This window comes from Flavobacteriales bacterium, assembly GCA_025210295.1.
Lineage (GTDB): Bacteria > Bacteroidota > Bacteroidia > Flavobacteriales_D > Parvicellaceae > S010-51.
The window spans coordinates 335396-359604 of sequence record JAOASC010000046.1 but is presented as its reverse complement, the minus strand read 5'-3'; the positions used below and the strand labels follow the sequence as shown (position 1 = coordinate 359604).

17 protein-coding genes and 2 tRNA genes are annotated in these 24209 nt (G+C 34.6%); 5 read left to right on the top strand and 14 right to left on the bottom strand.

Annotated elements, in window-relative coordinates; genetic code table 11:
• Positions 1-63: 63 nt before the first annotated feature.
• From N4A35_15350 to N4A35_15335, 4 genes are all read right to left on the bottom strand, one after another.
• Positions 64-2835, bottom strand: a complete 2772-nt coding sequence (locus N4A35_15350; protein MCT4582787.1) for a prolyl oligopeptidase family serine peptidase — start codon at positions 2833-2835, stop codon at positions 64-66.
• Between the two features lie 120 nt (positions 2836-2955).
• Complete coding sequence (locus tag N4A35_15345; GenBank protein MCT4582786.1) at positions 2956-5394, bottom strand: TonB-dependent receptor; 2439 nt, start codon at positions 5392-5394, stop codon at positions 2956-2958.
• Positions 5395-5400: 6 nt separating this feature from the next.
• Entirely contained in the window at positions 5401-6120 is a 720-nt protein-coding gene (gene recO / locus N4A35_15340) for a DNA repair protein RecO (GenBank protein ID MCT4582785.1), read from the bottom strand.
• 68 nt (positions 6121-6188) lie between these two features.
• Positions 6189-7124, bottom strand: coding sequence for a PfkB family carbohydrate kinase (locus tag N4A35_15335; protein ID MCT4582784.1), 936 nt, complete (start codon positions 7122-7124; stop codon positions 6189-6191).
• A gap of 97 nt (positions 7125-7221) precedes the next feature.
• Here N4A35_15335 and N4A35_15330 point away from each other — a divergent pair.
• Both N4A35_15330 and N4A35_15325 read left to right on the top strand, forming a co-directional pair.
• A tRNA-Asn gene (locus tag N4A35_15330) sits at positions 7222-7295 on the top strand.
• A gap of 95 nt (positions 7296-7390) precedes the next feature.
• Positions 7391-7464, top strand: a tRNA-Asn gene (locus N4A35_15325).
• Positions 7465-7518: 54 nt separating this feature from the next.
• Here the strand turns inward: N4A35_15325 and N4A35_15320 are convergent.
• Positions 7519-7863 (bottom strand): hypothetical protein, encoded by a 345-nt coding sequence (locus N4A35_15320; protein MCT4582783.1) that lies wholly within the window; start codon positions 7861-7863, stop codon positions 7519-7521.
• 146 nt (positions 7864-8009) lie between these two features.
• Here N4A35_15320 and N4A35_15315 point away from each other — a divergent pair, with 146 nt between their 5' ends.
• A complete protein-coding gene (locus N4A35_15315) occupies positions 8010-10391 on the top strand; it encodes a transglycosylase domain-containing protein (protein MCT4582782.1) in 2382 nt (793 codons plus the stop codon).
• A 188-nt stretch (positions 10392-10579) separates the two neighbouring features.
• On the opposite strand, the gene N4A35_15310 is transcribed toward N4A35_15315, so the two are convergent.
• The 4 genes from N4A35_15310 to N4A35_15295 form a co-directional block, all read right to left on the bottom strand.
• A complete protein-coding gene (locus N4A35_15310; protein MCT4582781.1) occupies positions 10580-11515 on the bottom strand; it encodes a GNAT family N-acetyltransferase in 936 nt (311 codons plus the stop codon).
• 14 nt (positions 11516-11529) lie between these two features.
• The gene (locus N4A35_15305) at positions 11530-12339 is read right to left on the bottom strand and encodes a 1-acyl-sn-glycerol-3-phosphate acyltransferase (protein ID MCT4582780.1); all 810 of its coding nucleotides are present in this window, start codon (positions 12337-12339) and stop codon (positions 11530-11532) included.
• A 270-nt stretch (positions 12340-12609) separates the two neighbouring features.
• Positions 12610-13515 (bottom strand): hypothetical protein, encoded by a 906-nt coding sequence (locus N4A35_15300; protein ID MCT4582779.1) that lies wholly within the window; start codon positions 13513-13515, stop codon positions 12610-12612.
• A gap of 41 nt (positions 13516-13556) precedes the next feature.
• The gene (locus tag N4A35_15295) at positions 13557-14501 is read right to left on the bottom strand and encodes a hypothetical protein (protein MCT4582778.1); all 945 of its coding nucleotides are present in this window, start codon (positions 14499-14501) and stop codon (positions 13557-13559) included.
• Between the two features lie 259 nt (positions 14502-14760).
• On the opposite strand from N4A35_15295, the gene N4A35_15290 reads away from it, so the two are divergent.
• Complete coding sequence (locus N4A35_15290) at positions 14761-15717, top strand: hypothetical protein (protein ID MCT4582777.1); 957 nt, start codon at positions 14761-14763, stop codon at positions 15715-15717.
• Positions 15718-16171: 454 nt separating this feature from the next.
• On the top strand, positions 16172-17416 hold the full coding sequence (locus tag N4A35_15285; GenBank protein ID MCT4582776.1) for a site-specific integrase: 1245 nt from the start codon (positions 16172-16174) through the stop codon (positions 17414-17416).
• Here N4A35_15285 and N4A35_15280 read toward each other — a convergent pair whose 3' ends face one another.
• From N4A35_15280 to N4A35_15260, 5 genes are all read right to left on the bottom strand, one after another.
• Entirely contained in the window at positions 17417-17692 is a 276-nt protein-coding gene (locus N4A35_15280; protein MCT4582775.1) for a hypothetical protein, read from the bottom strand. It lies immediately after the preceding gene.
• An 82-nt stretch (positions 17693-17774) separates the two neighbouring features.
• Positions 17775-18116: a helix-turn-helix domain-containing protein gene (locus N4A35_15275; GenBank protein ID MCT4582774.1), complete on the bottom strand. Its 342-nt coding sequence runs from the start codon at positions 18114-18116 to the stop codon at positions 17775-17777.
• A 38-nt stretch (positions 18117-18154) separates the two neighbouring features.
• Positions 18155-19036 carry a hypothetical protein gene (locus N4A35_15270; GenBank protein ID MCT4582773.1) on the bottom strand — a complete coding sequence of 294 codons (882 nt, stop codon included), beginning with the start codon at positions 19034-19036 and terminating at the stop codon, positions 18155-18157.
• Positions 19037-19040: 4 nt separating this feature from the next.
• A complete protein-coding gene (locus tag N4A35_15265; GenBank protein ID MCT4582772.1) occupies positions 19041-21125 on the bottom strand; it encodes a hypothetical protein in 2085 nt (694 codons plus the stop codon).
• 53 nt (positions 21126-21178) lie between these two features.
• A complete protein-coding gene (locus tag N4A35_15260) occupies positions 21179-24208 on the bottom strand; it encodes a DEAD/DEAH box helicase family protein (GenBank protein MCT4582771.1) in 3030 nt (1009 codons plus the stop codon).
• Position 24209: the final 1 nt, after the last annotated feature.

Sequence of the window (24209 nt, the reverse complement as noted above, 5' to 3'; positions counted from 1 at the left end):
ACTTCTTAAATCAACTTTATTCACTTTTGAGATGTTTTATCAAAAAAATGGTTAAAGATCACCTTAATAAGGGTGGAAGTTCTCTTCATTTTTAAGTAATGCTTTGCGGCCCGTTTGCATCCATTCAGGGGCTTCTTTATCTTGTAAATAATAGTCAAAAAATGCTTTCATACGAATGCTTAAGTCTACTTTATTGGCCCTTCTTTTTAGGTTGTGTGCATCGTCGTTGTAGTTTAACATCCATACCGGTTTTTGTAGACGCCTTAGTCCATTAAAAAGTTCAATTCCCTGATACCAAGGAACAGCCCCATCTCCATCGTTATGCATGATTAAAAGAGGAGTATTAACCTTGGGTAAATGAAATAAAGGAGAGTTTTTGATATACAAGTCTGGAGCATCCCAAATCGTTTGTCCAATTCTACTTTGTCCTCGCTCATACTGAAAAGCTCTGTTTAGACCACTTGTCCAACGAATACCACCATAAGCACTAAACATATTGCTCACAGGAGCACCAGCCATTGCACACCTGTAGCGATTGGTCATTGTGATGAGTTGAGCAGTTTGATAACCACCCCAACTTTGCCCTTGTAATCCTATTCTTTCACTATTGATGTATGGAAACCTTTTGACCAATGCTTCAGTTCCACTCACGATACAATCGTAGGCACCTTGCGCCGGTTCTCCTATTTCATATTTTACATCAGGAATAAACACAAGGTAGTCGTTGCTTACATATTCTGTTGGATATACAATCGAAGCTGTTGGCTTGGGGGCATAATAGCGATGTAAGTTATGACTGTTACGTTCATAAAAATAAACAATCATTGGATAGGTTTTAGAAGGATCAAAACCTTCAGGTTTATACAATAACCCTGATAAAGAATCGGCTTGGTGGTAGCTTTTCCAAGAAACCAGCTCAACTGTTCCCCATTTGTATTTTTCTTGTTGAGGATTGACATTAGAGATCTGCTCAAAATGAGAGAAACTTAAGTCCGTTAGCGTAAGGTCAGGATAAAGAGTAAATGAAGAAGCTCTCATGAGCACTTGTTCGCTATTTTTGGATTTTTCTAAAAAGATGATTTTTTTATCATGGTTAAAAAGTTGTCGTATTTCATTTTTGGCGAATCGAGCAATTCCTTGTTTTTTAGTGTTTTCATTGTAGGTCTTAAAATAAATAGGATCAGATAAATTTATAAATTGTTCCTCTTCTTTAGTGGTCTTCCAATAACGATATACAGTTTGGCTCTTGTAGCCAGAAGTTAACCGCTGAGAAGCTAAATTATCAATGGAAATGAGCCAATAGTCATATTGCCCTCCAATAAATACATATTGTTCATCTTGGCTCCAATACAAAGAACCAGCCGATCCTGAAGTTCCAGGTATATCATGATATTGATTGTGGAAATGCTTACCTGAAGTTAATTTTTTTCTAGTTTTATCGCTAATAGAAAGATGATACCATGCTGAATCTTGTTGAGAGTAATAGGCTATTGATTGACCAGAAGGAGATAGCTTTACTTGGTCATTTTGGTGTTCAATTAATAATGTTTTTTCACCCGTTTCGACTGAAATTCTGTAATAATCATAATACCAGCCATCCCATGTCATTTCTTTTAGATATGGTGTTTGGGATCTTGCTAAAAGATATTTCTCATTGTGTTTTTTGGAAAGTTGCTGAAGTTTCAATGTGCTATCAGTTACTTTTACCGTTGATTGATTGTTGGTATGAAAAACAAATAAATCAGCTTTTTTTTGATCTCTTTTTAAACTGCTCAATTGTTGAGGCTGAAGACGGTCGTCTGTCCAACTCCATAAATCTAGACGATATTTTTCGTCAGTTGTTAGGGTATCTTTTTGCTTAACTTTTGGTCGTTTACCAATTTTAAAAAAAAGATAATTCCCATTTTCAGAGAAATAAGGAGAATAATGGGCACTAACTGATAGCTGATCAGATAGAATACCCTCATTTATTTTAGTGATTGGAACCGCTTTTTCAAGGGTTGAATTCCAATAATGAATTTCGTAAGCTTTTTCATTGGTGGTGTCCGAAGAAAATAAGTAACTCAGTTGATCTGCATCAGGTGAACTAACTAATTTTTTAATGGTCCCCCTTTGACTACTGATAAGGGTTTCAGAATCATTAGAAGTATTGTACTTATACACATAAGTGGAGTCTAACGTGTCATTAAAACAAAGTTTTTTCGACCAAAAAAACGAGTCTCCATTTTCATTAATAGTGTACTCTTGAATGTTGGCAATGTGTTTTAGTGTTCCAATTGTAGGGTTGTATATAGAGAGCGTTTTTCCAGTTGCTTTAGGGGCTTTTTTTCTTTTTTTCTTTTTTCTTTTTGCTCCCTGTTTAAAATTTTGAGTACGCAATATTCCAATCCAATTTCCGTCCGCTTCTTTAGCTGTTTTATAGGATTCAACTTTAGAAAAATAAATGATAGAATCTTGATGAGGAAGATAAATACCTAACGTATCCTTAGGCCATTTCTTTTTAGGAGTTTTCTTGATTTTTAAAGAACGTATGGAGTCGTAATAATTTTTAATTTTAAAAGTAACCCATTTTTCATTGGAGGAAACTGTAGCTTGATATCCTCGAGCTATAGTTCTTTTTTTATGAAGTATTCTATTTTCAATGATGAGTTGTTGATCTCCTTTTTGTGGAGTTGGGATATAAGAAATAATAGTTCCTGAATTTGAAATTTGTGGAGCTTCTATATGTTTCCATTCAGCGTATGCTTCTGGGGTAATCACTTGTTTTTTTAATTGCGTTAACGCAACATTAGAAAAAAAGAAGAGTCCTAAAAGAATCAAAAGAGTATTTTTCATAACGCTTAAAGGTAAGAAAAATACAATTAGAAGACGATTTTAGAAAGGAGGATTTAAAATGGAAAGCGGAAAATGTTGGCAGGTGGGGGAGGGAATTCTTTGTTGTACTTTATTCAATTTTTAAAACAAAAATTTTACAGCAATATTAAAGCTTCTTCCCATAGCACTTATTCCTGAACTGAATGTTTTGTAGTGTACATCCATCATATTTTGTATTCCTCCTTGCATCGAAAATTTAGAAGAAAATTGATAACTACCTCGAAGGTTTAAGGTCCACCAGCTAGGTGTTCCGTCAACAGTAGCTTCATCATCATTGTCATTGCCATTTTGATCATAATCAGCGATTCTCTTCCAGCCATTATAAATGCTGTAAACTTCTACATCCCATTTGGATAACTCAAAAATTAGATTGGTTTTACCAAAAACAGGCGGGATATGTGCAAGAGGTTCAGCTGTTGATGTAATTCTACCAACGGTGTAATTGATTGTCGAATTGAGTTTAATGTTGCGATTAAATGAAAAATGAACACCGCCAGAAAATCCATAAATCATTCCCTCATCATAGTTTTGATTAGCTTGTATTTTTCGCATTTCACCTTCATATAAAATAGAGTCATTACCGTTTAAACTGTAATCAGCTCGTACAATTAAATTATCTAAGAGCGTATAGAAGCCTGTTGCACTAATGGTGGCGAAATGTAAACGTGAAGTGGTGCTGTCGATCTCTGTGTAGTTCCTAGAAAAAGATTTAGAAATTCCGAGTTCACCAGTATAAGCAAATTCAGGTTCAATAGTGTTGTTGGGAATAACAACATAATCATCTCTTTCAAAAACTTTTCCAAAATCATCAATATTAGGAGTTCGGAATCCAGAACTAAAATTGGCATTAACATTCCAAGATTGTGTAGGCGTATATACCATTCCTAAACTACTAGAAAAAGCCTGTGTATTTGCTGTTATAGATTCAAAGGGTAATTGAATAAAACTGGTGTCTTTAAAGTTAGCTTCTAGAGCAGTAACGGTAAGCCTATTTCCAAATTTCCATAGAAACTTATCATAACTTTGGGTCAGGCTGGCATAGATTGCTCCCGTACTCATCTGACTTCCATTATCGGGATATCGTGTACTCTCTGTATTTACTGTTTGTGATAAAATATTGGTTCCTTTAGCCACAGAGTTTACAGCATTGTGAGTAAACTCCGTACCGTAAAATAATTTAGTATTTTTAAAAATCTCTTTAGAAAAGTCGAAGTTTAAAGCGCCAACTTTAACTGTTTCAATTCTTGAAATTCGATTTAAATTATTGAAACGTCTAGTTATACGACTTTCTTCTATGTTTTGGAATGAAGCAATAAGAGAGGCGTTATCAAACCATTTATTTTTTTTGTCAATAGTGGATGTTACAGCCGTCAAAAATCGTTCTTGGGGACCATAATACCATTCTGCAAACTTAAAATTACCATTAGCGTATTTAGTTAGTTGATCATATCGATTGATGTTTGAAGAAGTAGAATACTGAGTGTTTAGCGTAAATCGCAAGTGCTTTTTAGGGGCATAAACCACTTTTTGTAGAATATCAAGTTGGCTATAATTGGTGTTAAGTTGGGTGTTCGTATCTACATTGATCAGCATACTATCTTTTCCATTGAAGTAATCCCTTTTATGGTAAACTTTCCCCCAATCATCATAACCATGTAAACGTTGCTTCCCCATTTTGATATCTCCAAATTGACTGTAGGATATAGAAGATAAGCTTCCCCATTTATTCTTACTTAATGTAACGTCTGCATGCGTGGTTAAACTATTATTACCAGATGTATAGCCAGAGGTATAAGTTCCGTTAAATAGAAAAGTAGAGTCTAACTGGTTAAATGGATTTTTGGTGTAATAATGAATAACACCTCCTAGTGCATCACTACCATAATTCACAGAACCAGGACCATAAGCAATGTCAACCTGTTCTAAAATATTGTTGTCTAGGGTAATACTATTTTGTAAGTGTCCTCCTCGATAAATTGCATTGTTCATTCGAACACCATCAATAACGAGTAATACCTTGTTGGCTTCCATACCCCTAATGATAGGACTTCCTCCTCCAGATTGACTTTTTTGAATTTGAACACCAGAGGCCTGCTCTAAAACTTCAGCCGATGTTTGTGGACCAATTTTGTGGATCTTCTCATTGCTAAGCACATCAATTTTAATAGGTCTTCGTTCCTGTTTTAATTTTTTATTTCTAACAGTAATTACAGTCTCCGCACCATCCAAATAAATACTTTGATAATGCATTAAAATTCGTCCATTTAAGTGTGCTTTGATATATTTTACAGGAATTGAAAGCGGAAGGTAGCTGCTGTGAAAAAAGTATAGTGTGTCATTGTGATGAAAAGGTTTTAAATCAAAATTCCCTTTTTCGTTTGAAAATACATGTGCTTTTGTTAGGATGGAAATGACTTCAACCCCCTCAATAGGTTCTAAATACTCGTTGTAGATTTTGACTTGTTGAGTCCAACCTACTATTGCAGAAAGTGTTAATATTACAAATGCAAAGTATTTCATAATGGGTTAATTGAATACCGTTTCTAAAATCTTAAAAGATTGAATACTTCCTTTTTTTATTTCGGTTTGAACTTCGATGTATCTCACCAGATCAGCTAACAATTGTTTTTTTATTGTTTTATCAATATTGATATGGTGTAACGCATCAAATTTCGTGCCTGATATTTGCTTAAAAGCTTCAGATGTTGCGAGTGAAAAATAATGACTATCGGGTTGAGGATTATATTCAAATATTCCTTTGTGAATATTCAATAAATCAATGCTTTTATTGTAGCCATAATTAGGGAAAATCCCCAATAAATTAATTAATTGAATAATAAAATAATGATGGAAAATAGGAATGAAATCGGCATGGTCATAATAGTCAATTAATGAAGAGATGATTTCATATTTTTCTTGACTAGGAGCAGTTTCCTTTAGCGTTTTATTTAAAACTTCCGTTAAAAATAAAGCAACCGTACTTTTTCGAATATCACTCGTAAGGGTATAACTTGGCTTCAATAGTTTCACTTGATTACCAAAATTAAGCTCTTTCTCAGGTTTAAAGTTGGAAACTAATTCTAAAAAATGAAAAGGTTGTAACAGGGCTAAACCACCTTTTTTTCTTTTCATTCCTTTCACTATAAAAGCAGTAGTGCCATGTTGAGGGGTGTACAATTTAAGAATAACGCTCGTGTCACCATAATTGATGTGATTTAAGTATAATCCTGTAATTGTTTGTTGCATATATGAGCTAAAAAAAAGGAAGCTATATCGATAGCTTCCTAAATCTTAATTTATATTTCGAATAAAGCTTACTCTACAACTGTAGGAAACTCTAATGAAAAGTTAGTTAATTCAGCAAATTCATTAATTCTATCAGCAATTTCTTCCATTGTTAAGTCCTTTAAACGCTCGATACCAAATTTCTCAACAGTAAATGAAGCCATCGCAGATCCCATAATAATAGCATTTTTCATGTTGTCCCATGATAAATCTCCAGTAGCGGCTAAATGACCGATAAATCCTCCTGCAAAAGTATCTCCAGCTCCTGTTGGATCAAATACTTCTTCTAATGGTAAAGCTGGTGCGTAGAATACTTTGTCTTTTTCAAACAATAAAGCTCCATGTTCCCCTTTTTTGATGATTAAGGTTCTTGGTCCCATCTCTAAAATCTTTTTAGCAGCTTTTCTTAAAGAATACTCTCCAGAAAGTAAACGAGCTTCCTCATCATTAATAGTTAAAACGTCAACTTCTTTGATTACTTTTTTCAAATCAGGCATCGCAACTTCCATCCAGAAGTTCATCGTGTCTAAAACAATTAATTTAGGTCTTACAGTTAGTTGCTCTATCACTTTTAATTGAAGAGAAGGTGTAAGATTTCCTAACATTAAATACTCACAGTCTTGATAACTCTCAGGAATAACAGGATCGAAAGTCTCTAACACATTTAATTGTGTGTCGATAGTATCTCTACTGTTCATATCATTATGATATTTCCCAGACCAAAAGAATGTTTTTTCCCCTTGTTTAATTTGTAAACCCTCAGTAATGATGTCCTTCTCACCAAACATATCTAAAGTGTCTTGTGGGAAGTCCTCTCCAACAACAGAAACAATTTTTGCTTGTTTTGTAAAATATGAAGCGGCTAAACTAATATAAGTACAAGCTCCACCAATTATTTTATCCGTTTTACCAAATGGTGTCTCTATCGCATCAAATGCTACTGTTCCTACGTTTACTAAACTCATTGTTATGTTCTATTTTTATGAAATAAATTTTAATTTTTTTGCAAAGGTATTGTTTTCTTACAAACAATCACTATATTTGCGTCCGAATTATTAACACGCTTCTTTAGCTCAGCTGGTTAGAGCACCTGACTGTTAATCAGGGGGTCCAAGGTTCAAGTCCTTGAAGGAGCGCAAAAATTAAAAAGTAATCAGAAGTGATTGCTTTTTTTTACTTTTTTTTGTAGTTCTTAAAAAATGTTTTATATTTGCAACCGCAAAACAAAAATGCTTCTTTAGCTCAGCTGGTTAGAGCACCTGACTGTTAATCAGGGGGTCCAAGGTTCAAGTCCTTGAAGGAGCGCAAAAATTAAAAAGCAATCAGAAATGATTGCTTTTTTTGTTTCCAGTAGTTGGTTTAGAAAAAGTCATTGAAGTTAATGGTCTTGTGTTTACTTGCTAAGAGACGGTCTATTGTTGCTATTTTTGATGCTAGGTCTGAGGTGTTTGAGGGGAGTTTTTCAATTTCTTTAATGAGAAGAGAGAGGTTTTGTAAAATATCTTGTGGGTATTTTTCAATTGTTGATTTAAATAAATCGCTGTCAGAATTGATGAGGTTTTGCAAGTCAGGATCTAAATTGTTGATCGCTTCTTGTCTTGTTTCAATGGTGTTATACTTCAACTTTAAAAGATGGGCAACTGTTGAGGCTAATACCTTTCCCAATTGTTCATATTGCTTTTTTAAATAATCTCTACTCTGCATTTTATGATTTTAATTAACTTAATTAACGTTAAATCGTTTACAAAATATAACTTTTTTAGAATCTTTAACGTTGGGATACTTTATATTTAAGACTAATTACGCAATAGTTACTAAAACAGTTTCCGTATTGGTTATAAAACGTCCGCATGTCAAGACAAAATTTAAAAAACTTAAAGCCTAAAGCAACCAACAAAAAGAAATCCAAAAATAAGGTTGCCAATAACGAATTGACACGTAGGTCAAGAGTTAAAATATTACTTTATACCTGGTTAGGAGTGTTGTCTCCCTTATTGATTATTGTTTTAATGCTAGTAACCACTTTTGAGTCAGATTTACCATCTATTGAAACGCTGGAGAATCCTAGAAGTGATGAGTCGACAAATATTTATGATGCAAATGGGAAAATATTAGGGACCATTTTTGCTATGCATACCAATCGAACAAAAGTGACTTACCAAGAGCTTCCTGAAGATTTAATTAATGCGCTTGTTTCGACAGAAGATAAACGTTTTGAAAAACATTCTGGTGTTGATGGAAGAGGTTTGACGAGAGCAGTTTTAGGAGCAATGACGGGGAGAAATAAAGGGGGAGCAAGTACGATTACACAACAATTGGCTAAAATGATGTTTCACGACCCTGCTAGATCATCATTTAAACGAATACGACAAAAGTTTGCAGAGTGGATTATTGCGAGTCGTTTAGAAACGCGTTATACCAAAAATGAAATCATCGCTATGTATCTTAACGAGTTTGATTTTTTAAATAATGCTGTAGGGATTCATTCTGCTGCACGTATTTATTTTGGAAAAGAACCAAAAGATTTAAAAATTGAAGAATGTGCTGTTTTGGTGGGAATGGCAAAAAGCCCTGTTATTTATAATCCTAAATCTCGACCAGAAAAAGCCCTGAAAAGAAGAGAGGTTGTATTAAAATTAATGATGGGAGAAGGGCATATTACACAAGCGGAGTATGATTCTTTGCGAGTGTTGCCCATTGGATTAAATTTTCAAAAAGAGACTTATAATTCTGGTGTTGCCCCTTACTTAAGAGCTTATATCAAAAAAGAAGTTAAGCAAATAATTAAAGAGAATGAATTGTTAAATGAGTATGGAAAGCCTTTTGATGTTGAACGAGATGGATTAAAAATTTATACAACAATTGATAAGAAAATGCAGTTGAATGCTGAGAAAGCAGTTCAAACATATATTGGAAAATCGTTGCAAAAGTCTTTTACTAAAGATGTCAAAAAGAATAAAAATTATCCTTTTGGTAATGAAGTTGCGGCAAGCACTCGAGATAACATCATGAGCAATGCTGTTGCGCAATCGGCTCGTTATAAAAAACTAAAAGCACAAGGTAAGTCCGATCGTGACATTAAAAAAGTTTTTGCTACACCTGTTAAAATGAAAGTGTTTGATTGGAGTGGTGAAAACTACAAGAAAGAAGTGACGATGAGTCCATTGGACTCTGTAAAGTATTATAAGCAATTACTACGAGTAGGTATGGTTTCAATAGAACCATCAACTGGTTTTATCAAAACTTGGGTGGGAGGCCCTAATTATGAAACCTTTAAGTATGATAATGTTTATCAGTCCAAAAGGCAGGTTGGATCAACAATGAAGCCTTTTGTGTATGCCTCTGCGTTAGAGTCGGGAAATGCAACAGGGATGGGTGGTTTAACACCTTGTACGGTTTATCCTGATGTGAAATATTGTATTGAGGTGCCTAATGGTAGTGCGACAAAGTTGTGGTGTCCTGGGGGGCAAAAAGAATATTCTGGTGCGGATACCCCTTTGTTTTTTGCTTTGGCAAATTCTAAAAATAATATAACAGCAAAACTAGCAGGAAATACCAATGTTATACCAAGAGTTAATGAGTATTTCGAGACCATGAACTTAAGAAATAAAACCTTTATTGATGGTCCTGCCTTGGCGCTTGGTGTTTGTGATTTGTCGGTGCTAGATATTACTTCAGCACATACAGTGTTTTCAAATCATGGAGCGTATATTCAGCCTACGGTGATAGCAAGGATAGAAGATAAACATGGAAAAGTTATTTATGAGTCTAAAATTTCAGTCACACAAGTGATGGATGAAAATACAGCGTTTGATGTGTTAAAAATGATGAAAGGAGTGTCTGGGGTGAGAAGACCTGTGGATGGAAAAATAGGAGGGACGGCTCGAAGAATAAGAGATACAAATAAACCTTATGCGTTTAGCGGTATTATGGCAGGTAAAACCGGAACGACTCAGAATAATTCAGACGGTTGGTTTGTGGGGCATACCCCAGATTTAGTCACAGGAGTTTGGGTAGGGTGTGAAGATCCTTCAGTTCATTTTAGAAATACAGCTCAAGGTCAAGGAGCAAATACATCCTTACCAATTTGGGGGTACTTTATGAGGTGGGTCTATAAAGATCGTTCGATTAAAATTAATAAAGGAGATTTTGAAGCGCCTGTTAAAGGAGGAGCAACAGTAATCAATTGTGAATATACATCAAATGATGGCCCAGATGACCCTTGGCAATAATATTAATTTTCAATCAGATAAGGAGTTAACGGAGCTTTCTGATGGGGTGTTTTGTAAATAATGTTTCATTCAAATCATTTAGCTTTTCAGCAAAAGAGAGTATTAGCTTGTTGCTAAAGTGAATTTGGAATTAACAGAGTGGGGGAGGTTAGAACAAACTCCTATCATGTTTCAGCAATTAGAAGCAATTAATGCTTAGGAGTGTAACTCTCAATATGTCTGTCTTTTTTACTTTCGTAGATATCACTAATTCTTACCAAAATCCCAGTTTCTTCAACTCCGCCAAAATCTTTATTGACAGCAGTTCCAAAAGTTTTCATCGTTGAAGAAAGTTGCATGTATTGGTTGATTAGCGGAGGGATGTTTTCACCTCTTTCTTTTACATATTTATTCAATTCTTTTAACCCTTCTTTAAAGTCTAAATCGGCAATGGCAGTTTTGATAGCTGCATTTTCAAAGTTTTCAATTGGGTGAATGGGTTGAACTAAATCTTGAGAATCAGGAAAGTAGTGGTGCATAAAAGATAAGACAGCATTCCTAGCTTCGGTATTGTACGAGGTGTACATGGTTACTTTACCAAAAAAGTAATCGATGTGTTGGTAGTCTACAGAAATTGCACCAAGTCCATCCCATAGATTGTCTAAAGCAAAAAGCCCTTTTCTTGGGTTTTGACTCGGTTGGAAAGCTGGTTGAATCCAAGAGCGCCCAAGTTCAATGGTCTTAGGTAAGAACCTATCGATAAATTCTTCAGAAAAATTAAAGTAATGCTGTGTAGATAGTTCTATTTTAGCATAGTCTTCAATGGTGTTGCAATCAATAAAACGATAGCCGCCAATAATCTCTTCGTCTTCAGGAGAGAAGACAATAAGTTGTTGATAGCAATTGGTTGCGGTATCGTGTTCGTCTATGTCTATCTCAAGGCCGGTTCCTCCTCCAGCTGATGCAAAAGTAAGTTCTCGTAAACGCCCAATTTCTCGCATTACATTTGGAGAGTTGTGGTGGTTTACAATGTATATTTCATTGTTGCCTTTGTTTGTTTTTCTCACAAAAGTGTTTTCATTCAGCTCCTTCTTTAGTGTAGCTTTTGAAACGGGTTGGGCAATATAACTTAAATCAATCGACATCTATTCTTCTCCAATTATTTATTTAATGTATAAACTCTTTCTTTAATCCATTGAGCAATTTCAAGGTTGTTTTTTGAGGAGTCAAAATCTTTAGGGTAAATTGGCTTTCCTACAGTAATGTTAATGGTGGAGTCTTGAAGTTTGTATTGTTCATTGACTAAGTAAAACATTTCTATGTTGGCTTTGATTCCCAATTTTTCTCTAACATTGGCTATTCGATAAAAAGAATTAGAAAGCCCACCGTCAATGTGTATTGGAATAACAGGTGTTTGGTGTTCTTTAGCTTTTAAAATAAAAGTTTTTTTCCAGTCTAAATCTTTAATAGCTCCTTTTTTCTTTCTGCTGACTAATCCAGCGGGAAAAATAAAGACAGCTTTGTCTGAAGCAAATAGCTGATTTACGTTGTTAAACGACTCTTTGGAGCTTTTTCCATGTTTGTTAACTCCTACAAAGAGGTCTTTTAAATTGTCAAGGTTTAAAAGAATGTCATTAACAATAAAGCGAATGTCTTTTCTTCGTTTAGATAAGCCGCTTACTACAGCCATAGCGTCCATTCCGCCTAAAGGATGGTTAGAAGCAAGGATTACAGGTCCCTCTTTAGGAATGTTTTCTAGTCCATGTGTAACAACCTTTAGATTGAATCTATTGATAATCTCATTGCAAAAATCTTCATTATAAAGGTCTTTATTTTCATTAAGAATAGTGTTGACACCATCTTCATGGACTGTCTTTTTGATATAATTAATAACAAACTGAGGAAGCAATTGATATAAACGCTCATTTTTGTTTTTAATTACTTTTTCTATGTCGATAAACTTTTCCACTTCCTAATATCTTAATCCGCTTCTTTAAAAACTAATCCGAGCACAAAGATACAAAAAAAGCTTACGTTAAAATAGTAAACAGTCTTATTTGGCTTATAAAAAAGGAAGCTTTTTTTTATTGTCTAATTTGCTTTTAGATAGAGACAATAGGAGCGGAAGAATTGTTGACGATTTTCTGTTTTGAAAAAGAGACAAAGATAATTTTTTATTTTATTCTTAGTCATTACAGAGGGCATTGGTAGAACTTTATTTGTGGAAGTTGAGCTCAGGTTAGTGTTTTCTTTCTGCCTTGTTGGAGTTTTCTTTAGAAAGTTCAAAATTAACGCCGTTAAAGTCAAAAATACATCGGCAGCGCTTTTCAATATTAGGAGGTTCGTTGTTTGAGGTTGCTAATTTTACTTCATCATCACAGTAGCAAGATGTGGTTAAATCATCAGGAATGTAATCAACAATTATCTGCTTTTTTTTGGGGTTATAGCTAACTCCACCCTCCCAACTTCTGGATGTTATAGCATGTTTAAAGTCTTGAACAAAACCTCCTTTTTCTGGTCGAACCAATAGGGCAGAGGTCTCGAAACAATATGTACAACCTTTAACGTTACTAGTTAAAACGTATTTAGTTCCTTCTTCAGTTTTAATAGCGTAGATGTTGTTGAATCCATCACCCGAAAATAGAGCGTAGGTATCTTCTGTTGTCGACGAGTTAAAATCAGTATAATGCATGATAGATATTCTGCTCCTGTAGGTACTGCCTGTTTTTTCATCTAATGAGAAGTTGTACAGTTTTTTGTCATTTGAAACAACAATTAATAAATCAACGTCATTGCAATGAAGCAAAGCTTTGATGTCGTTATTATCGAATTGTTCATGGCTAGTTATTTGATGAATATTTTTAATGATTTTATCTTGAAAGTATTGGATGATATGATAGGAAGCAATAGAGTCTTTGTTGGGGGTTAAAGTTGCATCGTAGTTGGCTTCTTCAAGGAGGGCTAGGTGTTCTTCTTTAGAAAAATTAAACGTTTTAAGGCTGTAATAGTCGGTATAGGGGGTTAGGTTGGAGTAGTAACTAAGGTAGTTGTTAGTGTTGTCAATCAGTTTTTTAAACGAATTGTTTGATTGAGAAATTACAAGATTGGATGCTGTAATAAATAAAAAAAATAAGAGTTTAGTCATTGTATAGCTTTTGTGTTGGTAAATATATGGATTAAAGTAGGCTATTTTAATTGATTCCAGAATTTAGTAATGAGGTTTGTTTTGTTGAGTTCTTGGAATTTAGAATTAGATAATAAACCAATTTGTTTTCTTTTTTCTTTAAAATCATCTTGTTGGTATCTTTTGGGGTGATGTTTTAGTCCGTAATATCCCATGATTTCATGTTTGTTCTTCCCAAATTCGGCCTCAAAGTCACAAATAGTAGCAAAATGCTCGTTGTGGATGTGTCCATTGAATACCTCTTCTAATAAAATAAAGTCATAGGAGGAGTTGGGTTGACTATAGTGGTGAATAAAAAGAATAATTGGCATACCTGCTGAGAATTGAAAAGGATTAACTTTATGATGGTAGGTTGGGAGGTCAATTCCAATTAACTGCTCTCCAGGAAATCCATATTCTTTAGTAATTTCCATTATTCGATTGACTTGTTTTAGATTCGTTTTTTTCCATTTTCGATCAATTATAGGTCTAAATAAAAAGTTCCACCAATTATAATATTGCTTGCGTATTTCTTGGTCCAATGCAAACATCGTATTGATTTCATTGCGAATTTCTATGTTAATGCTAGCTTGGAATTCATTTTGGAAAAACAGGCTGTCTTTTTCTAGCCTTTCCCAGTGTTTTGTTGAGGTAGGGTTTTGCGTTTCTTGCTTGTTCCGAAAATAAGAGAATGGAACCCCTCTTCTTAGTGCTTGTTCCGCAAAATAAATCGTCAAAGAGTCTTCGCCAATAGCTAAAGCAATTTCAAAAGCATTAATGCAGTCTCGTGCGTATTCAAAATCAAATTCCTCAAAAGTTTCATAGTACAATAAGGCGGCATGTTGATAATTTGAATCAATGATTAAGCTTTTTGCGTGATTGATTTTTGAATAATATTCAAGGTAGTTTTGTCCAGGGATATAAAAGAGGTATATAAAGTAGACGATGATTGTAAGCAGTAGTTTCATAATGTGTTTTTAGCTGTCAGTTTTGGGGCTTGATCTCGAACGAATTACCTGAGGAAGCAACTTTACTATAAGGATCTTTGTTCAGTTCTTCTTTTATTTGATAAGATTTCTGCAAATATACATATTACACAGGCTTGTAAAGAATTAGCTATGGTTTGATAAAAAACCTTCCAACACTTTAAATGTAAAATAGTTGCTTTGTCTTGCTTTATGGCCTAATTTTAGGCGTTAACTATACTGTTGCTATAGTTGTAACTAAATGAACACTAATTTGAATCAAAAAAATACAATGGATATCATTATCTCAATTATTGGGTTTGGGAATGTAGGAAAACAAGTTTGTTCTAATTTATTGGATATAAAAGAACATAGGTTAATAATTAATGTGTTGGATATTTCTGATGCTGTAGAGGGAGCTGTTTTGGATCTCCAACATGCTTGTGAGTTAAATTCGTCCCATAAAATTTTATTGAATCAAAAAACGTTAATATCAAAATCTGAATTTGTCTTTCATTGTGCAGGGGCTTCCATACCTATTAATTCTAGTCGACTTGATGTGGTAAATGGAAGTATTTCAATAACAGAAGAGATTTTTAAGGCTCATCAATTTAATGAGGTTTGTAAGGTTATTGTAGTTAGTAATCCTGTAGAAATTATTACACATGTCACTCAAAAGCTCACCAATATCCCTAGTTGTAATGTCGTAGGAACGGGGACTTATTTAGATGCTGTGAGAATGAACTTTTATGCGAAAGAGAAGTTCTCTCAAGTTACTCAGGCTGATTTTGTATTGTTAGGTGAGCATGGAGCATCTGTTTATGTAAGTGAGCAACTTTCTAAGGTGAATGGAGGTGAGATTTCTTCCACCTTAAACGAACGTCAAATCAAAGAAGCTTTAGTGTTGACGAAAGGAGCTGCAAAAACAATTAAAGCAACTCAGGGAGCAACAATATATGGTGTTAGTTTGTGTGCAGTCGAATTGTTCAACGCTTTTTTAAAGGAGGAGTCTACATTTATTCCAGTCAGTATGCAGGTGCCACAATGGATGTGTGAGCAATTAAGCATAGAACCTATCTATTTGAGCTTGCCAGCAGCAATAAGTCGTAGGGGAGCATTTGTTAGCGAACAGTACCAGCTTGATGGTAAGGAGGTTAGTGGATTGGTAAAGTCTTACAGTAGTATTGTTCAGCATATTCCCGATGTGTATTTGGAGTAGACTTTTTATAAATGATTGAAATAGTGTTAAGAGCTTCAACATCCCCTCTGAATAAATTTAAAACTAAAAGAGTAGGTGACGATGAGTTAATTATTTCAGCTTATTAACACTGTTTTAATACAGGTTCGTGGACGGTCTCAATACTTTGAAAATAGAGTGTGTAATTATAGTGGGGCTGAGTAAAATTTAACCAATAAAAAAAGCTTACCAGAAATGATAAGCTTTTTTTCGTTGTCCCACTAGTACAAACGAAGTGAAACACTGTGAGACACTATGAGACTATTGGTTTCAAATTCAGTCTTTTGAACGAGTGTTTTCTATTCTGATTGTATCATAAAGTGTCTGTTGGTGTCATCAAAAACAGACAACAAATGCAGAAAAACAGACAACAAAAATTAAATCCAACTTTTTGCGAATTTGAAACTAGAAGTTGTAGAATATTAAATCTACAACTATGAAAATTCCAAACATTAGAATTTATCCTGCTAGGAAAAAAAGTAAGAAATCAGCTCTTGTTGCTAGAGCATATTTTAATGGTGAAACGTTTACAGATACTCTGGGTATCTCAATTACTCCAAGTGCGTGGATTGAGTCAAAAATGATGCTCAATAATCGAGACAAACTTGCATCCACGGTTAATGAAGAAGTGTTTAATTACAAGAGAAACCTTGAATCTATTGTTATTGAATTACAAAAGAAAAATCGACTAAGCGTTCAGAATGTAAAAAGAGCACTAAAGAAAGGTGTTGTCAAAGACAAGACGACAAAAAAATATGACTCTGATGATTATTTTCAGCTTGTCAAATATGAGTTGATTCCGAGTAAGAGAAAAATCAAGTCGAAAACAATTACTGCATACAATAGCACAAGTGTTCCATTAAAAGAATATGTCAAGTTCTATTATCCACATAATGACAATAATTTATCTATAATGGATATGAATAGCCCTGATTTCTATGATGAGTTTTTGGACTTCATGAAAAAAGGCATGAACTATGCCATTGGCACGATGGATAAACATATAAAAAACATAAAAATGGTATTAAGGTATGCATACAAGAAGGGGTATTTAACGACCAAAGAATTCGAAGACTTTGAACGATTAGATACCAAATCGGAACCTCTTTATTTAAGCATGGAAGAATTAAAAGAGATTGCAGACACTACGATGCCATCCGAGAGTCTAGAAAATGTGCAAGATTGGTTAATTATTAGCTGCTTCACAGGTTTGCGAATTTCAGACTTCATGAACTTACCGAAAGATTCAATTGACTTTAAAGACAATATGATTTCAACCGTAAATGAAAAAACTGGAGAATTTGTTAAAATCCCAATTCATATAAATGTGAAGAATATCTTCAAGAAAAGAAATTGGGAACTTCCACGTAAAATCAGCGACCAGAAATATAATCAGTATGCAAAAGAAGTATGTGAAATAGCTAAAATTAATACGAAGGTCTATACTTTAAGAAAGAACGGAAAAGAGTATTGTCCTAAATACAAATTAGTGAGTTCACATATTGGCAGAAGAAGTTTTGCTACCAACTGTTATATCAATAATTGGTTGGAGCCCGAAAAATTGAAGAAAGTAACAGGGCATTCTTCTGTAGAGATGTTAATGAAATACATTAGAATCGAAAAAACAATGGTAGCGAAAGAACTAGATTCGAAGTGGAATGATGCAAGGTTTATCTTTTAATCAATCAACTAGAATGGTGGTGATGTCAATTAAACGTTTACCACCTTTTGTTCTTTTGTACTTGATTGCTCCGGAGTTCATTAATCTGTAAAGAGTGCTTCTACTCATTTCGTATGTTTCCATAACATAGTTTATGTTTTTGTAATAGTCATGAGGGGAGATACTTCTTTTAAGCTCTTTAAGCTCATCAAGTACAGGTTGAAGCTCTTGTTTAACCTCTGCTTTAATTTCTTGTCTTAAATATCGCTCTAATGAATAATTATTTTGGTCTGACATTACTACTTATTTGTAGTTGTATTATTTTTTACATCAGAAGTTGATTTTATTTTCAGCTCACTTACTGAATTAAGTAAAACTCTCAGAGTTCCTTCTTTAAAAGATAGTCCGCTGCTTCTTGCTCAATTTCGTCCAGAGATTTAACTCTGTGCTTAAGTAACCATTCGTCTAATTCATTCCGTCTGAAGTAGTTTCTTTTTCCCGTTGGTTTATAAAACGGTACCTCACGGTTCATGGTCATTTTATATATAGTTGATTTTGATACTCCCAAGTAATTCATTGCTCCTTCGGTGTCCATGAAGTTCGGATAGATTTCATTTGGAGTGGATTTTGAATTTACGTTGGATAGTGATTTTTCAATAGTCTTCTTAATTAACGTTTCAAGCTCGGCAACAGACAGCTTGATGATTGTGTATTCATTCATGGTCTTTTGACCGAAATATACACCAGTTATAATTGTTATTAATTAAAGGCTAATTCTATTTCTTCTTTAATGAAGTCTTCTGCCAAATTACTTACACCTTCATCTTCTACGAAAAGGTGATTGCATACATGAATTAAATTTTCTTCAGTTAACGGTAGTGAATACTTACTGTTTAACAATGTTTTCATTAGCTCTTTACGATTAATCCGATGAAATTTTTTCAATACATCTTGGTTCCCGTTTAGGTATTCTTCTAAAGGTTTTGGAAGTTTGTCACCTCCCAATCGTACTCTGAATTGTGTTTTCAAAAGCCCTTCGACATTGCATTCTTTGTAATGTCTGTGAGACAGCTCATTAAATAACTGTAGCATCGAGAATTCACTCGTTTCTAAGGTAGCATAAATACCATTCAGATTTCGATTCAAGTCGTTGTGACCTTCCCAGTCTTGTTTACATTTATACCTTAAATCATGTTCAACTTCATGCCATCCTTCTGATAGTACTGTTCTTAGTTGAATTTCATACATTGTATCTATTACATCACTATCAGTGTCGATTATCGTAAGTACCTCAGACTTGTCGTTTTCCTCAAAATCAAATGTCAGATTACATCTGGTGGGCTGAAATTCGTATACCTCTTGGTTGTCTGTTGATTCATGGTTAAAGTTCGGTTTACTCTTAAGGTACTCGTAAACAACATCTACATCATCTTGAAAATATAAAGTGATTCTAATTCCAACTAAATCGGTCACTTTCTTGCCTTCTTCTTTGTAGTTCTTAGCTTCAATTTTTTTATTTATTGATAGTTGCGTTTTTACTCGGTAAAATAACCTGTACATTATTCCTGCTCTGTCCAATTCGTTTGAAATTGAATCAGAGATGTGACGGGCTATTGAGTCTAATCCTAATTCACTTTTCATAATCCTAGTTGCTTAAGTTTGTGTGTAACTGGATACCTGATTCCGTAAGGAATGCGTTATCACCATTCGACTTCAAGAACCCATTCTTTTTTAAGTTTTCAATTATTTTTATGGCATCAGACCTTTTGTCTGCGTCCATTTCTTTGATTAAGAAGGATATCTTCTTGTGTCTAGGTCTGTTTGAGTTCTTCTTAAAGAACTTAGATAAGACTATGCTTCTAAGAGGAGTTTCTTCATCGTTAGTGTCATCAACTTGACCTATTTTATTTATGAAACCAGAGTCATAGTCTTCACAACCTACTAGAAAGAATGTGTGGTCTCCATTTTCATTAATAATGTCACAATTATGAAATATACAATTTACAAAAGATGTATTATTGAAGGTGTTTGGGTCAAATAAGCATGATTCAAATGTGCAGTTTGCGAAAACACAAGTGTCGTATTGATTGTCTCTTAAAAAACTGATATGTGATATTGAAAAATCACTAAATGAAGCTTCTTTGAAGTCTGAAATAATTTCTTCTTTTAAAAGATACTCATTTATCAACCTTTCTTGCTTACTAAACCTTCCAATTTTCCCGAGTCTATTCCATAGTGAATCCTTGTTTTTCTTCGACTGGAATTGAAATGCTGTGGAAGCCAACTCGAACATATGAGTTGAAATTCTGTCGATTTTATTTTGCTCGAGCTCAATTATCCCTTTCCCTATAAATGTTCCAAATATAAAGTCATTTATGAACCCTATTTGGTCGCTGCTCCCCTTTCTGTCTAGCAAAGCATGATTAGAAAGAGTATTAGTCATTTCATCCAAGGTAGGTCTTTGGGCGGGCGGATAAAGTTTGCGTACACCTTCAAGTAAATCTTTGTTCTGCTCCTCAAGCAAGAACTTTATCCATTCTTTTGACTCGGAGGTAATATTGAGCTCCATCATGGCTATGGCAAGATTCTTAAATATTCGAAGCTGGTCATCTATTTGAATTCTTAACTCTTGTCGTTCTTGTTCTCTATCTAGTATGGAATTGAAATATCGATTTACTATTTCTTCAGGTTTTCTAATTACTTCTGCGAAGTTTTCTATGGATAAACTCCTCATAAATGCAAGTAGTACAGGGTTAGCAACGTCTTTTATTGGTATGCTATTTTGAGTGATTAGAGTTCTTTTTTCTTCCGTTAACCAATCTTCAATGCATGGAGGATTAATTAGAAATCTACTTACTCTAAAGTCATTCGGATTATTTTCTATCCATTCTTGAAACGAATCTCCTGCAAATATTGCTGTTTTCCTACCTGTTAGAATGATTTTAGCATTGTCAACTAACAACTCTCCGATTGTAGAGAGCATTGTCTCTACTTGCTCAAACTCATCTCCTCCCTTATCTTGCTCCTTACTCAATAATTCATCGAAACCATCAATGATTAATGGTATTTTACCTGTCTGAATTTCATGTATAACTAACTTTTCGTCAAGTAATGAATGAAATTCATTAATGATAACATCATTAAGAATATGTTTAAAGATTGCAGCCTTTCTATCTCTTGAAAGCTCTGTGAATATTGGGGCTAGTTTTTCTTTACTTATAGCAATATGATTTATCAGCTCATAAGATGTGCAGGTTTTCCCAAAACCCGCTGCAGCTTCAATTATTATGAGTTGAGCCCCCTTTTCATGTAGTTTATTTAGAACATTGTCGATGATGAATGTTTTCGATTTGAACTCTTCATTATCCACTATGTAAGATACTGGTACGTACTCGTATTTTACTTTTAACAGACTCGATTGATTCGCAGCAAATTTTTCATATTTATTACTAAGTCTTTCATTTAATTGAGTAGAATGAAAAAAAGATTCAAATAACAAATCTTCAGCATCCGAAGTATCATCGATTTTCACTTCACGACAAGCATACCCTGCTCTTGAGAGTTGCGAATGAATCATTTCAAAATCTTTCGTTTTCTTTTCAAAAACTATGTCTGCACCATAGTACACGCCTTTGTTCAAAGTGAAAACACGGATGTCGTTGTTCGATAGACTTTTCTTGAACTCATAACCATAGCGTTGATACAGTGAATCGATTTTTTGAATATTCATATCTCTATTTTATTAATTCTACTCCTAATAGTTGTTTTTGTATTTCTTTCCTATCATTTACTCAGTCTCTCGTAAACCTTCTTAAGCATGTAATTTTTTACTAATCCACCAAACTCTTTGTCATCCATCATCTTAGTGAAGATGTCTTGATTTTGGTCCATTCTTCCGATTAGTTTATCCAAGAAAACGTCTTCAAATCCGAATTTGAAATTCTCCATGGTATTGTTCTTGGCTTGCTCAGAAAGTTTCTCATCAGCAACGAGTTCCTCCTCTATTTGGTCAAAGAACAGCTTATCAGCATCATTGAATTCAGTAGCGAATCGCTTGTTCAACACTTCGATTATCTCAGATAAGGCAGCTTCTTCCTCTTTTACACCACGAATACCGGATTCATTAGTTCCATCCAATCCATATTCACCTTGGCTCTCTAGAGCAATATTCTGTTCAGAAATCTTTTGTAAGCGATAGTATTCTAACGCCACTTCATCTCCAAGTTGGAATCGGTCAGACTGATTCTTTCGTGGCAGCTTCTTCAATAAAAATCTACCGTATGTAAAAAGCTTCTCCAATTCTACGTCACTGAATGGCATTATTTGAGTCAAGAACGAATACAGGCGTGTAAATGACTGAAGAGCATGCTTAAAATTCTCCTGCGATATTTCATTGACAACATCTCCTTGATTAGTTTCTTCTGGCAATTGCTTATAACGCTCTACAGCTGGGTCAATAAATGCATTAAGCTTACCCTGTTCTTTTACTGATAGGGCTTTCATTGACTTGAAAAATATGTTGCAGAAGTTATCTACTTCTGATTGCCAAATAACCTGTGCCTTTTCAATTTCACCCTTTAAGTCATAGAGGTGATTCGGGTCGGTTGTTGATTCTATTGTAGTCAGCTCATAGTATGGCTGAAATGATTGTAAAATGTCTTCGGTATCATTTGCAAAATCTAACACAAACGTGTCTTCTTTACCTGCGCACATTCTGTTCAGTCTGGAAAGAGTTTGAACACATTTTACTCCTGAAAGCTTCTTATCAACATACATTGTATGAAGGAGTGGTTGGTCAAACCCTGTTTGGTATTTATCTGCTACCAATAACACTTGATACTCATCTGAAGCAAACTTCTTTGGCAGCTCTTTCTCTTTGAAACCATTCAATTCTACCTCAGTAACGCCTTCAGGATAGCCATCATGAATTACTTTTCCAGAGAACGCTACAACGGTTTTGATGTCGTTATAATCTTTCTCCTTGATGTATTTATCGAACTCTTCTTTATACCGAACAGCGTGAAGTCTAGAGCCAGTTACAACCATTGCTTTCGCTTTGCCACCAATCTTTTTTGAAACAACTTGACGGAAATGCTCTACCATTACTTCTGTTTTCTGAGCCAAGTTATGTGGGTGCAATGATAAGAATCTACCAATAGCCCTTGCTGCCTGCTTTTTGTTCACGTTTGGGTCTTCCTCAATCTCCTTAGAAACCTTGAAATATGTGTTGTATGTAGTGTAGTTTTTCAGCACATCTAGAATAAAGCCTTCTTCAATTGCCTGTTTCATTGAATATAGATGAAACGGTTTCGGAATACCTTGTGAATTTTGGGTGCCAAATACTTCTACAGTTTTAGCTTTGGGTGTTGCTGTGAATGCAAAGAAGCTTAAGTTGTCTTGACGACCTCTTGCTTCCATAGATTTTCTGATTTCGTCTTCCGCATCTTCATCCAAACCAGAATCTATATCCTCAACAACTGCTTCTTCCAAAGATTTAGCTGAAAGAACTTCTTTCATTTTCTTAGTAGCCTCTCCTCCTTGTGAGGAGTGAGCCTCATCAATAATAACAGCATACTTCTTTGATTCTAATTCCCCTATTTTATCGAGTATGAATGGGAACTTTTGAAGTGTTGTTATAATGATATTTGAACCAGCCGTGATTGCATCCGCTAATTGCTGAGAGTCTTTATCAATCTTCTGAACCACACCGTCTTTGTGGTCGAATTGATAAATCGTATTCTGTAGCTGACTATCAAGAACTCTTCTATCCGTAATAACTATTACCGAATCAAAGATACGCTCGTTGTTTTCATTATGTAAGCTTGACAAGCGGTATGATAACCACGCAATACTATTCGATTTTCCTGAACCTGCTGAATGTTGAATGAGGTAGTTTTTACCAGCTCCACTATTTCGAGCATCAGAAGTTAAAGAACGTACAACATCCATTTGATGATACCTAGGGAAAATCATTGTTTCCTTTTTCTTCTTGACTCCATTTATCTCAAACTCATCTACTTTGAGATGCAAGAATTTACTTATGATGTCCATGAAGCTATCCTTCATCCAAACACCAGTTTTACCATTCGATTGAGTCTCCCACAAATATGACGTTCTATAACCATCTTTGTTTGGTGGGTTTCCAGCTCCATTATTACAACCTAAATTGAAGGGTAAATACCTAGTATTCTTTCCAGCAAGTTGAGTAGTCATAAAACACTCATCAGTGTCTACCGCAAAGTGAACCAAAGCTCTTTTCTTAAACGCAAAGATTGGTTCATTCGGTTCTCGGTCATACACGTATTGTTTCTTAGCATTAGTAACATTCTGACCGGAGAATTGATTCTTTAGTTCAATTGTGGCAATTGGAAGTCCGTTTAAAGACAACACCATGTCCAAAGAATTGTTTCCGTTACGCTCATAGTACAACTGACGAGTAACAGATAAATGATTCTTGCTATAGAGTATTTCAGAATCAGGATTTAGAGTAGTTTCTGGTCGAAAATACGCCATTTTAAACTTAACTCCCAAATCGGTAAAGCCGTTTCGAATGACATCTAAAACCCCACGCAAATCAATCTCTTTAAGTAATCTTTGAATTACTTTTTCATTTACCTGAGAGCCGTTGTTTTTCACTGCTCGCTCCCACGCTTGCGGCTGAGTGATTTTTAAAAATTCAATGATGTAGTTAGGGAAGATTCCCAGTTGCGCATCAAAGTCTTCTGAGTGACCTTGAACGTAACCCCCATTCTCCAATAATGAAGCTTCAATAGCAGCTTCAAATGTTAATTCCGTATGTATTCCTTTAGCCATA